A 12,966-nucleotide genomic window follows, 5' to 3' on the forward strand; every position below is an offset into this window, starting at 1 on the left:
GGGGACTGATTAAATGATATCTAAAAATTTACCGCAAGAGATTAGAGGTCAAAATCTTTTAAAATTAATCTTAGCCATTCAATTACTCCTTTGGCTGGTAATCGCATTTGATGTTCCCATCCTCAGGCAGATTATAGGTTTTGTTTACCTCACTTTTATTCCAGGATTTCTTGTGGTAAAAATCCTAAAGCTAGACGAGCTGACTTTTAACGAGAAACTTTTTTTAAGTGCCGGGTTGAGCTTAGCAGTAGTTATGTTTTCAGTTTGGTTAATAAACTTTCTCTTGCCATTATTTGACGTTCTAAGTCCAATATCGGTTCAACCTCTTGTTATTACTATCAGTACTATTGTTTTAATATTATTGATGGTTTGTTATTATAAGAGGGTAGGAAATTTGACGTTACCCAATATAAATACTAGTAGTTTACATTTTCCTTCAACTTTATTCTTGGCTTTTCTTCCTGTATTAAGCGCTTTAGGCGCATTTTTGGTTAATTTCTATAACTTCAATCTTTTTTTACTTTTGTTAATTTTCCTTATTGCCCTAACTGCTCTCTTCGTCTCCCTTGACAAACTTGTTCCAATCGAACTTTACTCTCTCGCTATAATTAGTGCTAGCATAGCACTTCTGTTTCATCGCTCACTTATATCTACACATGTAACAGGCGCTGACATTCAACTCGAATATTACTTCGTTAACCAAGTCATGAAAAATTCTTTTTGGGATTCAACAATTTCAGACGACATTAATTCGTGTTTAAGTATAGTCTTATTGATACCCACATATTCATATATTTTGCATATGGATGTGGTGTGGGTATTCAAGATCATTTATCCACTCATTTTTTCACTCGTACCATTAGTCATGTTTGAAACGTGTCGAAAGGTAATTGGCGAGCAGAAAGCTTTCTTCTCTGCTTTTTTGTTTATATCTATGCTTGCCTTCTATGGAGAAATGCCTGGGCTTGCAAGACAACAAATAGCAGAACTATTCTTGGTCTTAATTATATTTGTATTTGCAGAATATCAAAAGTTCCGTATAAAAGCAAAGAAAATATTGCTCATAATCTTCAGCTTTGGGTTACTCATTTCGCACTACGGGTTGACATACTATTACATGTTCCTTTCTTCACTAGCCATCGTCATATTACATATACTGCGAAAGAAGAGTCAGTTACTAAATCATAGATACCTAATATTATATCTAATTTCAGTTTTGGCTTGGTATAAGCACACCGGAAACTCTAGTGCATTTAATACCCTTACTAAACTAGCAAATCACATTTTATCAAATCTTATTAGCACTTTTTGGCAATTAGAAACGAGAGAAGCTACAATAGTTCTAATGCGAAAGGAATTGACATTGTTACATACGATAACCAAATATTTAAATATCATGACTCAGTTCTTTATCTTTATTGGTATAAATCAACTATTGGTAAAAAGAAAAAAAAGAGAATTTAGTGCAGAACATATTGCCTTTTTTATCTCAACTGTTATATGGATGATAGCTCTTCTAATTATACCGTATTTCATGCAGTTAGCCTACCATCAATCTAGGTCATACCAGATAATACTCCTTACTTTAGCACCAGTAAGTATCATAGGTTGCGAAGCTGTTTTCAACTGGATAGTAAGTTCTACCAAAAAACTTAAAAAATTCAAAGAGTTTAGTACAGATGACATAACAATCAAAATAATATCTCTCTTCCTAGCGATATACCTATTGTTTAACAGTGGATTTGTCTACGAACTGGCTGATGACCCTTACCCAACAATCTCCTTTAACAATACAATAGAGTATGCACGTTTTAGTGGGCAACAAGACAGGGCTGCCATTTGGATATTAAAGAACATGGATAATTCTCAGACCATATATACAGACCCCATGACTAAATACTTATTTCTCCGCTACTTACCGGGATTTATTGCTGTTTGGGTTTTAGATGAATCTAAGCAAATACAAGTAACAAAAGGTTACATATACCTAAGAACCAATAAAAACAAAACACCAATATACTGTTCATCAAATAGAATGGAATACGTATATCTAAAGGAATTAGAACTTACCAATCAATTTGAGGTAGTCTATAAAAATAATGATGCCCAGATCTTACTGGTACGCTAAGATTTGCGCTGGAGAAATGGGATTTTTTTACGATCTAAGTATAAGGGGTTGTGCTGCCAACTCTTTAATAGTAGCACTGCAAAGTATTTGAGTAAGACAAGGGGCAAAAAATAAAAAGGACAGTGTCTTAGGTAATATTTAATAGTGGCATTAAAGTTCATTGGCGATCGCATATCTTTTGTTAAATAAATAAAGGTAGATCGGAAAGAAGAAGTTTTTGGTAATTTTTTCCTAATGGTAGAATCAACTTTATGCCACACTTGGCTTTTGGGTTGATATATTATTGAGTACCCTCTTTTATATGCTCTATAGGTAAAATCTATGTCTGCCTTAAATTGTGGGAAGTTTTTATAGTCCATAAGCCCCATTTCTTTAAATATAGTAACATCAATTAAAGCCCCTACAAGAGTACTACATTTAACATATCGTTCAGTTTGGTACTGTCCCTTATCAATCTCCCCATGACCAATTGGGACGTATTCACCCTTAAACCAGTTGATATCAGCTCCAGCTTCCCAGATTTTGTTCGGATGATCATAATATAGAACTTTCGAAACAATTATAGAGCGAGGATTCCTTAGTGCAGTTTCTACTAAGGCTGACATAAAACCACTATCTACCACACAGTCGTTATCAATCAGCAGTACATAATCTGCACAAATTTCGAGGGCTTTTTCAATTCCCAAATTAACAGCTCTTGACCACCACAAATTGCCGTCTCCTTTCAGCAAAATTACCTCAGGATAGGCCGTCTTTATCATCTCTTCAGTTCCATCTGTAGAACCATCATCTACTATTATTATTTTGTAATTTGGGTAAGTCACGCTTTTTAGTGATTCGAGAAATTCTGCTGTATCTTCTTTATTGTTGTGTACTGGAACTACTACCGCTACAAGTGGATACTGGTAATTAGTTTTGCTCATTTATTTACCCCCTAGAGAAGCAACTATTAAAGCTAAACATTCCACATCCCACTTGCCTCTTGATGTTTGGAATATCTTTAGCTTTGCATCAGATGGCCTACCATAAATTTCTGATAGTCTTCTGATGGTAGTATTCCCATCAAAATATTCTCTCACAATTTCTTGGCACTTTTTAGAGGGTGATGAATCTTTAAGCATTTCAGAGATGTATTTCTTAGTACCCCACAGAACTCTAAGTATCTTTCCACCTTTTCACTGTCTGTCGAGTAACAATCATGAGCCACTCATCTTTAAGCATCTTTATACTAACTCCTAAATAAGTTTTGACAATGGAAATAGCCATATAGCATCCCGAAATAACTTCACTCCTCAAACAACCACCTCCTGTACCCTTTCAAGGGTATGAATTCTCTAAAAAAGTCCCAGCCTTCTTCCCATGATACTCTGCCCCCGCTTTAATAAACGGCATTGATTATTTAAGCTAAACTTGGAGTATCTTTCTATAAAGTAGTTTTATCTTTGCTCCGTTGATGTTTGAAAAGTTTATTTACATGACCTCACTGCCAGCCAATTTTGTACAGCCCATTTACTACCACTTGTTGGTTATGTTTAGTATTTTGTTCAATTATTAGAAATTTTATGATTTATCCATAATACTTACTAAATAATTTGTCATATATTTTTATTAGGTGATCCACTACAACTTTCCAATCATAATAACGCCTTGCAACCCTACGACAATTATGGTATGGAGTGGGATCCTCAAGTATCCCAGCAATACATTTTGCTACATCTTCCGGACTCTGTGGAATCTTCCCCACTTTTTCAACATCATCTTGAGGAAAATGTCGTAGACTCGGACTAACAACTGGTGTGTTGCAAGCTAATGCTTCTATAGGTGCCATACCTATTCCCCCAGGAGCAACAACATTTTCTTCGAATGATGCTGTTACAAAGACATCGGCAGCGTTATAATAAGGAACTAATTGTTCTTGTGGAATGACGGGTATTATCCTCGCTCCGGCAGCTCTTGCGTCCTTTATGAGTGGATCATTTTGATGGTACCCAATCATAATCAGTTCAACATCATACTTCTTTTTTAATGTCTTAAACGCTTGTATGATTATATCTGCGCCTTTTAACTTATAAAGTCTACCAACATATAATATTACTTTCTTTTGCGAAGGGAGCCTAACGATCTCTTTAGCTCTTTCTTTGTTTAACGGTTTAAACCTATCGAAGTCAACGCCAACAATTGTTAACTGTAAGTCTATTCGCTTATCATCGCCTAATATGCGAGAGAAATATTCTTTTTCTGCTTGAGTATCTACAAGAAGGCAATCCACATTTTTAAAAGCTATCCTTGCCAACAAATCTATTCTGTCAATCAGGCGCATTAACGGATTGTAACGTCCACCATGTGATGTTATCACGAGTGGCATATTCTTAGAGAGACAGGCAATGGGCTTATACATAAAGAGAAAAGGATTGTGTAGATGGATCAAAGCTTCTTTTGTTTTTTATCTCTTTTAACAAGGGTAGAGAAATCTCAAATTCTTTCAAACCTCTAAAGGGTATATAGAATGAAGGGAATACCTTGTGAACTATTCCATTCTTTTGACACACTTGAACTTTCTTAAAAGTTCTTTCTGGCTGCCAACATTCTATTTCATATTTTTTTGTTTGTCTAATGATTTGTTTAGCGGTTACGATGTGCCATTCATCCTCAAAAGATGTGACGTCGATATTCAATGCAAGCTTGGATAATGAATAACCCATTATTTGTATTACTTTCATATCAATACCCCAATGGTTAGATTTTGTCAAAAGATCTCAGTCTCTTTATTTTCTCTTTAATTTTTGCTTTTTCAAACTTTTTGTTTTCAATATGTTCTACCCATTTGGATAATGTGTCTCTGAGCTCCATAGCGATCTCATAGTCATTTTCAATAATATTGTTTTCTTCTTCCGGGTCTTCTTTTAAGTTATATAATTCTTCAAAGCCACCATGCACAATGCCGCAACTTCTGCATACAACACTTTTTTCTGATAACGCTTGAATGTATTTATATTTGTCTGTTCTAATTGCTCGTTTATATTGATAAAAAGTTTCTTCAGCACAAATGAATGAATGCAATTGTTTAATCTCATTGCGTAATAAAGGTAGCAAACTCCTTCCATCAAAGTCATATCCTTCAGTAGGTATATCTAAAATATCTAGAATGGTTGGAACCAAATCAAAGTGTTGAACAAAACTTTTTATTTTTTATGCTCTCCAATCTCAGGATATAAAAAAATAAGAGGTATATGAATATTGACATCATATAAACCATGATGGTCTACAAAAATGCCATGTTCAAATAAGCTTTCACCATGATCTGCAGTCAATATGATGAATGTATCGTCTAATATCTTCTTTTTTTCAAGGTGCTCTATTAATCTTCCTATCTCATGGTCTACAAAGTATATAGCCTCATCATATCTGGCTATAAAGTCAGAAACAGTTTTAATCTCTCTGCTTACTATGTGTCTTAAGAGACCCTCCTTTACTGATGGTAAGGTGGTTGGGTATGTAATTTGATTGAGTATCTCCTCTTCACTTTGAATATTATCGTCGATGCTAAATTTCCCAATATACTCTTTAGGAGGATTGTATTGGTGAACATCCCAATAATGAATAAATAGAAAGAATTTTTTACCTAAATTTTGATCTATAAACCTTATAGCCTTATTGGTAAGAATTTTAGCGTCATCATAAATGACAGGCTCGCTTTCCCCTCTTATCTTCAAGTATAAAACTTTCAAAAATTTATAGATCGGAGAAGGAAATTTACTTGCTGTTCTTTTTATTCGTTTAATTATACCTCCTACTGCTGCTGATGACCCAGATGGACCAATGTAAAAATCATATCCTCTTTTGTGCCATCTACCAAGTATATCAAATGCACATGTAACATATCCATAAGACTTTAAAATTTCAGGTAGGAAATATGTACCACTTTCTTTAAGCTTATTTATTTCACTTTTTTGAACTAATGTTCCATGATGAATGATTCCATGCGAGAGAATATACTTTCCCGAGAAAATGGTAGTAATGGATGGATCAGTAGTATTAGTACATGAATACGCATTTTCGAATAATATTCCTTTTTTAGCAATGTTGTCTATATTTGGACTTGTTAATTTTGAATAACCATAGCAAGATAAATTCCTAGCCCTAAGAGCATCAATAACTATAAATATTATATTCGGCCTCACAATATCATCCTTCATACTTAAACCTCTCACATTATAGAAATATCTCGAATTGACAAATTACATCATACATAACTCGGCAACTTCTAAAACCTTTAATCCATCTTCCCCACTTACTGGAACTGGTTTATCCTTAATAATAGATTCCACAAAGGCGGATAACTCTAGTTTTAGTGGCTCATCGTATGGAACTTTAAGCTCTTTTACAATGTAAGAGTCATCTCCATGTCTTACGTATTCGCGTACTTTTTGTTCAATCAACCACCCCCTTATAAATTTATCAGCAGTTGCAATACTTATCTCTCTAACCTTAAAAGGTGTTAACCAGTTCACATTTATGTTTACCAACACACCATTTTCCATTTTAAGCATTATTAGAGCTGTATCTTCTTTGTTATATAGAGAGCTCGATATAAAGGAATATATCTCTACAGGTTCAGATTCGGTAAGATACCTTGCCAAATCTATATCATGGGTCGCTAAATCGAGGACAACACCTACATCTTTTATTCTTGGTGGTAAGGGTCCAACCCTAACTGTGCTTATTGATATTACATCGGCATGCGCTATCCTCTCTTTTATCACTTCTACCACTGGGTTGAATCGCTCAACATGTCCAACCATAAGCTTTACACTTCTCTTCTTAGCTGCTTCAATTATTTCTAAAGCGCTCTTTACGCTATCTGCTATTGGTTTCTCTACAAGGACATTTACTCCAGCGTTTATCGCATCTAAAGCTACTTTCCCGTGAAAGGTAGTTGGAACTGCTATACTCACGGCATCTATGCGTGAATTGAGCAACTCTTTGTAACTCATGAAGGCCCTCGTTCCGTATAATCTTGAGACTTCTTCAACCCTTTCTTTATCCACGTCAGCTATGCCAACGAGCTCGCAACCTAGCTCTTTGTATACTCTTACATGGTTTTTTCCCATTACACCTACTCCAATTACTCCAACTCTTATGTTTTCGAGACCTCTCATGATATATCAACCTCAGCAATTTTCCTATTAGAGTTTCTCGTATTCAAAAAGTCAATAAGGTGTTTTTTAACCCTTAGGCTAGTAATTTTATCTATATCTAGAAATTCCTTGTAGTACTTTTTAATTTCCTCGATCTCGCTTGTGTTAAATCCTGCCCTTTCTAGTCCAACTTCATTTATCTTATAACATATGAAGTTTTTATATACTACAAATGGCGGAACATCTTTAACAACTATTGATCCCATTCCTATCATTGAGTAAGCTCCCAGCGTGGTGTATTGATGTATGCACGTATTTAAACCAGTTATAACATTATCCTTAATGGTGCTGTGACCACCAATTTGGGTATTATTTGATAGAGTAACATTGTTACCTAGTATAACGTCGTGACCTAAGTGCACGTATGCTAAGAGGAAGCAATTATCGCCTATGACAGTCTCACCTTCTGTGGGAAGATGTACAGTGACGAACTCTCGGATGATATTATTATTTCCTATTACAATTTTACCTGTTTCTGGTAGTTTACTTGAATAGAAATCTCTATGCTGTGGAGGAGCACCTATGACGGTATATGGTCCTATTACATTATTACCTCCTATTTCCACTTCTCCCACGATCATGCATCCTGGCAGAATGAGTGTGGAGCTCTTGATCTCCGCATCTTTGCATATTAAGCTCCCATTAACCCATTCTAAATCTTTAGAATCTATGTGAAACAACCTTCTGAGTGTATCGAGCACTTCAGGCCTTAATGTCCATCTCATATATACCAGCCTCCATCTACGATGATGACTTGACCTGTTATATAGTTAGCATCATCAGAAGCTAAAAATACCACCACTTTTGAGATCTCATCTGGAGTTGCAAATCTGCCTAGTGGTATTCTTTCCAATATTTGCTTTTTTATTCTGTTTGGAATAGCTTTGAGCATACCAGTCTCTACAAATCCTGGAGCTACCGCATTAACCAATATTCCCTTTCTTGCGAGTTCTTTGGCTAAAGATTTGGTAAATCCAATTACACCTGCTTTTGATGCCGCATAATTCGTTTGACCAAAATTTCCTGCTAACCCAATAACTGAAGAGATATTTACAATTTTTCCACCCCCCTGTTTCTCCATGTAGGGTATTACAGCCTTAGTACAGTTGAAAACTCCAGTAAGATTTGTGTTGATTACATCGTCCCATTCTTCCTTTTCCATTTTTTTAATAGTTCTATCTCTGATAATCCCTGCATTATTAACAAGTATATCTATCCTCCCAAGTTTCTTTATAACATGTTCTACCATATGTGCGACTTCATTAAAATTTTTTACATCTACTTGAATTGTTATAGCACGTCTGCCCATATCTTCTATCATATCTGCCACTTCTCTAGCTTTTTCTTTTTTTTCTAAATAGCTCACTACAACATCCGAACCCTCTCTCGCTAAAGATAGAGCTACTGCCCTTCCAATTCCTCTTGAACTCCCAGTAACCAATGCAACCTTTCCTCTTAACCTCAAGTTTTCACGCATGGCGTATATCATTCACCTCCATCCATTCATTTATAACATCGCATACACGTTTTAGCTGTTCTTCGGTTAGAGTAGGGTGCATAGGTATTGATAAAACTTCTCCACAAGCCCTCTCTGCTTCAGGCAAACTGCGTCTGCAGAACCTCATAAATTTTGGCTGTCTATGAAGTGGAATTGGATAGTAGATTCCATACCCTATGTCATTCCTCTTCAGATGTTCGATTAGCCCCTCTCTATTTCTAACTCTTATCGTATAGAGATTAAATACATGCCTTACATTATTTGCAACAAAGGTTTTTCCCTTAATTTTTAAATTTTTATTATAATATTCCGCATTACTTATTCTCTTTTGAATAAAACCTTCAAGTTTTTCAAGTTGAACAATGCCGATAGCTGCTGCTATGTCTGTCATTCTATAATTATACCCAAGTATTTCATGAATGTATTTTACGCGCTGTCCATGATTTCTTATCATTCTTGCCCTTTCCGCTATTCTCTCGTCGTTTGTTACGATCATTCCTCCCTCACCAGTAGTTATACTCTTAGTTGGATAGAAGCTGAAGCAAGCAACATCTCCAAAAGTTCCAACCTTTTTCCCGTGATACTCCGCCCCTAAGGCCTGAGCACAATCTTCTATTACCCAGAGGTTATATTTTTCAGCAACATTTATAATTTTATTGATTTCACATGGTTGTCCATATAGATGAACAGGTATGATTGCCTTCGTCCTTTCTGTTATCCTATGTTCTATCTGGCTTGGTTCAATATTGTAAGTCTTTGGATCTATATCTACGAAAACGGGTTTTGCACCCTGCATTAAAATACAAGATGCTGTTGAAACGAAAGAGAAAGTTGTTGTTATGACTTCATCTCCCTTTCCAATTCCGAGAGAGGAGAGGGCTACATGTAGGGCAGAAGTCCCAGAATTTACTGCTATTGCATATTCGGTCCCAACATATTGGGCAAATTTCTCTTCAAATGTGGCTACTCGATCTCCTTGTGATAACCTGCCCGAACGTAAAACCTCTACTACCGCTTTTATTTCCTCTTCACCAATCACTGGTTGAGAAATTGGAATGTGTTTCAATTCATGTCCCCCCTTCTTTAAAGAAGTTTCTGATCTCTGCATACTCCTTCTATATCTTCATTATTTAAAAATAACGATGAAGATTACCACTACCCCTTTCCGAAACATATTCTGCATTCGGGAAGTTCCCGTTTACCCATGAATAGAGCGGTTGTGTGAATCGTTGGGATAAAAAAGCTCGTTCCAACACCCCTCTTGTCCAGAAACGATGCCAATTTATCTCTCATCTTCCTTCCTTTTAGGACGAGAATGTCAATAAACCATGGTACAGTATCATTTAAGTTTGCGTCTATAAATTCTATTCTATCCACTCTCTCTAATAAGTCTATTTAGAATTTATACATCTCCTTCTTTCTTTTTACTCTCCAATCTAAATGACTCAGCCTTTATCGAGTAATTTCCATCTTAGGCATAACTTAGAGGAAAATTCTCTGAAATTTTATAGTAAACTTACTTCTTCTATTCTTCTGCGAAACATTATTGTTTTCTCTGTTTCCCCCGCCCACATTTCAAATCTCACATTTCCAGTATAAATCTAACTTGTCTTGTCGTTACTACTAAAGCTGCGATTCCCGTTCCTATAAGCCATCCTATTCCCACACCTACTAGACCGATTCTGGTCATTAATAAGTAGCTCATAACAATAGTAGATGTAGCCATTATCACATATGTAACTAATACATTTCCTACTTTTCTCCTCACTCTCTCAACAGATACATAGGTTTCGATGATGCTAATTGGAACTGCTGAGATGATGAAAATTGATAGCAGTTTAAAGGCATTTTCAGAATATGCTCTCCCAAAGAGCAACAAGATTTTATCACCAAAAAGGAAGATAAGAATTGACAGTGGAATAAGTAGAATAAACGAGAGCTTTATTGACCTAATAGCGTTGATGCGAAGTTTTTCGGGTACATTTGAACCTTCTGCGAATAAGGATGTTGCTATTGCACATGGGACCGTAAATACCATCATTGATGCAGTAAATGCTATGGTAAAGTAAGCATTAGCCTCAGCTCCTAGTATACTTAATACCATTAGTGGTAAAATAAAGTTTGAGATTCCTCCAAAAATACCAGCAACATAATTTGCAAAAGAGTAGTGTAGCATGTCATTAATGACCTTCTTTTTAATTGTAGGTAATGGAGAATAACCTGGAAGAATTATCCTTATGAGAACATTACCAAGTATAACTGCTAAGAGTAATGCCGAACCATAGGCTAAAAAGATGCCCAACACACCTAAAGAAATCAAAACTATAGCTAAAGGAATTTTTAGAACATTTGCTATTATCTGCTGCAAAAAGTTAAACTTGACAGAGCGAAATGCTATAAACACATACCTTTGCATAAAGAGAATTGAACCAATGATAGCAAAAAACGTAAAAAGTAGGGAAAAAACCATATTTTCCTTGAGGAATAATAATTTTGGCATCCAGAGAGTAATACCAGAAATGAAAATTATTGATAACATCATTGAAATTAATCCTGACATGGTAAGACATGAGTTTATTGTTCCGTTTTTATCTTCATCTTCTGGTAAGAATCTTACCAAGCCTAAGTTAAAACCTAAAAGTGAAAAAGAGGAAAGCATTCCTACAGTGGAGATCAAAGCACTAGCTAAGCCTATCTCCGCTGGTGAATAAATCCTCGCTATCACAATCCAATAAATGAGGCCAAGTGATGCCGATACAACGCTTCCTGCCATTAAATAGTAGGCATTTTCATAGAGAGGAGTACGTGCGTGCTCTCTAAGTTTTTCTTTAGAAGTGATAATTCTTGTTGTCTGTATAAACAAATCCCTAATGTGTAGAATAATCCTTTGAAGATTACTCTTAATGTTCCAGTGAGTTTCTTCTTTTCTTCCTACATCCTCCAGCCTCATATCATCTTTCATGCTTCATCACATTTCTTGATCCTTTTCTATCTTTATAATTCTTCTAAATGAGGGCATAGTTATGTAATATAGTTTATACGAGGAGCAGTGAAAATCTCCATTCTTTAATTCTATCGATCTCAAGATTTATCTTCTCAACCTTCATTGGATGACCTCTATTTTTTATATATCCACTAAACTGTTTTTCTTATTCCTTCTTTTAAACTTGTCTGCGGTATCCAATTGAATATCTCCTTCATTTTTTCAACATTCATTATCTTGCATAGTGCTCATCTGGCTTTTTTGATGTATCTAAGATTACTTCTCCCTCATAATCCACTATCTTTTTTATCATTTTTGCTAATTCAAGAACGGATGTTCCTTTACCTACACCCATATTTATTGTTTGGTTTTATTGTAAATGGAATATAAAGTGCCCTCACTAAAGCTTCTGCTCCATCTTCCACATAACGCCATTCCCTTACAGGCTTGCTCTAAACTATAACACTTGGAAGATTTCTTCCCCTTGCCTCCACAAACTTCATTATCAACGCACCCGATGCGTGAGAACGCTTTTCGTCAAAAATGGTCACCTAGACCATACATATTTGGTAAAATAAGATTAATCGTTTCAAAACAATATTGCTTGTAATATGCCCAACCCTGAGCTCAACTCGCTTTCCTTACGAATCCATAAACCAAAACAGATTCATGAAGCTGTCCATCCCACCACTCCTCTTCCCTGAACTCCATTAAACGAGTAAGATTGGTATAATTTGAGATTGGATTAATAAACTTCTTTACCCTTGTCAACCTCGCAACTTCCATCAAATAAGTAGACATTAAGATGTTGTTATAAAATATTTTTCCAAGTCTCTCATAGCCATATAAAATTCCGCCAACTAACGCTGCACAGGTTTATCACAGCATCAAATCTTTCTGTTTTGAATGGCTCCAAGGTTTGTTCAAAGTTTGCTCTTTAAATCTTATTTTTAGTTTTCCACCCCAGCCCTCTTCTTGGCTTTGCTTGGCATCTGCAATTAATGATCTTAGTTCCACTAGTCTAAAGTACGTGGGATCTACTTTAACATATTCTCCCCCAATTTAAATTTTATTGATAAGAACTAACCTGCCCACGTTCCCTAATCATCTTGCGATTAGAATCAGCTTTCTTAGATTGTGTAAGTTTCTACGCTTAAAA

The 12,966-nt window shown here is 35.6% G+C and carries 15 protein-coding genes; 1 reads left to right on the forward strand and 14 read right to left on the reverse strand.

Going from position 1 to position 12,966, the window contains the following annotated elements; genetic code table 11:
• Window positions 1–13: 13 nt before the first annotated feature.
• The gene (locus ASULF_RS00205) at window positions 14–2,128 is read left to right on the forward strand and encodes a DUF2206 domain-containing protein (protein WP_015589676.1); all 2,115 of its coding nucleotides are present in this window, start codon (window positions 14–16) and stop codon (window positions 2,126–2,128) included.
• Here ASULF_RS00205 and ASULF_RS00210 read toward each other — a convergent pair.
• The 14 genes from ASULF_RS00210 to ASULF_RS11835 form a co-directional block, all read right to left on the reverse strand.
• Entirely contained in the window at window positions 2,125–3,051 is a 927-nt protein-coding gene (locus ASULF_RS00210; protein ID WP_015589677.1) for a glycosyltransferase family 2 protein, read from the reverse strand. The genes ASULF_RS00205 and ASULF_RS00210 overlap by 4 nt on opposite strands.
• The gene (locus tag ASULF_RS11830; RefSeq protein ID WP_169336369.1) at window positions 3,052–3,207 is read right to left on the reverse strand and encodes a hypothetical protein; all 156 of its coding nucleotides are present in this window, start codon (window positions 3,205–3,207) and stop codon (window positions 3,052–3,054) included.
• A gap of 488 nt (window positions 3,208–3,695) precedes the next feature.
• Window positions 3,696–4,493, reverse strand: a complete 798-nt coding sequence (locus ASULF_RS00220; RefSeq protein ID WP_169336370.1) for a glycosyltransferase family 4 protein — start codon at window positions 4,491–4,493, stop codon at window positions 3,696–3,698.
• A 25-nt stretch (window positions 4,494–4,518) separates the two neighbouring features.
• Window positions 4,519–4,848, reverse strand: a complete 330-nt coding sequence (locus tag ASULF_RS00225; RefSeq protein WP_015589679.1) for a hypothetical protein — start codon at window positions 4,846–4,848, stop codon at window positions 4,519–4,521.
• 16 nt (window positions 4,849–4,864) lie between these two features.
• Complete coding sequence (locus ASULF_RS00230; protein WP_048098057.1) at window positions 4,865–5,287, reverse strand: alkaline phosphatase family protein; 423 nt, start codon at window positions 5,285–5,287, stop codon at window positions 4,865–4,867.
• A gap of 23 nt (window positions 5,288–5,310) precedes the next feature.
• The gene (locus ASULF_RS00235) at window positions 5,311–6,324 is read right to left on the reverse strand and encodes a sulfatase (RefSeq protein ID WP_015589682.1); all 1,014 of its coding nucleotides are present in this window, start codon (window positions 6,322–6,324) and stop codon (window positions 5,311–5,313) included.
• A gap of 42 nt (window positions 6,325–6,366) precedes the next feature.
• The gene (locus tag ASULF_RS00240) at window positions 6,367–7,287 is read right to left on the reverse strand and encodes a Gfo/Idh/MocA family protein (RefSeq protein ID WP_015589683.1); all 921 of its coding nucleotides are present in this window, start codon (window positions 7,285–7,287) and stop codon (window positions 6,367–6,369) included.
• On the reverse strand, window positions 7,284–8,051 hold the full coding sequence (locus tag ASULF_RS00245; RefSeq protein WP_015589684.1) for an LbetaH domain-containing protein: 768 nt from the start codon (window positions 8,049–8,051) through the stop codon (window positions 7,284–7,286). Before ASULF_RS00245 ends, ASULF_RS00240 begins: the two co-directional genes overlap by 4 nt.
• Complete coding sequence (gene fabG / locus ASULF_RS00250) at window positions 8,048–8,815, reverse strand: 3-oxoacyl-[acyl-carrier-protein] reductase (protein ID WP_015589685.1); 768 nt, start codon at window positions 8,813–8,815, stop codon at window positions 8,048–8,050. The genes ASULF_RS00245 and fabG overlap by 4 nt, the downstream gene beginning before the upstream one ends.
• Complete coding sequence (locus ASULF_RS00255; protein ID WP_015589686.1) at window positions 8,796–9,932, reverse strand: DegT/DnrJ/EryC1/StrS family aminotransferase; 1,137 nt, start codon at window positions 9,930–9,932, stop codon at window positions 8,796–8,798. The genes fabG and ASULF_RS00255 overlap by 20 nt, the downstream gene beginning before the upstream one ends.
• 47 nt (window positions 9,933–9,979) lie before the next feature.
• Window positions 9,980–10,201 carry a hypothetical protein gene (locus ASULF_RS00260; RefSeq protein WP_015589687.1) on the reverse strand — a complete coding sequence of 74 codons (222 nt, stop codon included), beginning with the start codon at window positions 10,199–10,201 and terminating at the stop codon, window positions 9,980–9,982.
• Between the two features lie 205 nt (window positions 10,202–10,406).
• A complete protein-coding gene (locus tag ASULF_RS00265) occupies window positions 10,407–11,786 on the reverse strand; it encodes an oligosaccharide flippase family protein (RefSeq protein ID WP_015589688.1) in 1,380 nt (459 codons plus the stop codon).
• Between the two features lie 253 nt (window positions 11,787–12,039).
• Window positions 12,040–12,162, reverse strand: coding sequence for a hypothetical protein (locus ASULF_RS12255; protein ID WP_015589689.1), 123 nt, complete (start codon window positions 12,160–12,162; stop codon window positions 12,040–12,042).
• Between the two features lie 272 nt (window positions 12,163–12,434).
• Complete coding sequence (locus tag ASULF_RS11835) at window positions 12,435–12,593, reverse strand: hypothetical protein (RefSeq protein ID WP_169336371.1); 159 nt, start codon at window positions 12,591–12,593, stop codon at window positions 12,435–12,437.
• Window positions 12,594–12,966 lie beyond the last annotated feature (373 nt).

It is taken from the genome of Archaeoglobus sulfaticallidus PM70-1, from assembly GCF_000385565.1.
In the GTDB taxonomy this organism is placed as follows: domain Archaea; phylum Halobacteriota; class Archaeoglobi; order Archaeoglobales; family Archaeoglobaceae; genus Archaeoglobus_A; species Archaeoglobus_A sulfaticallidus.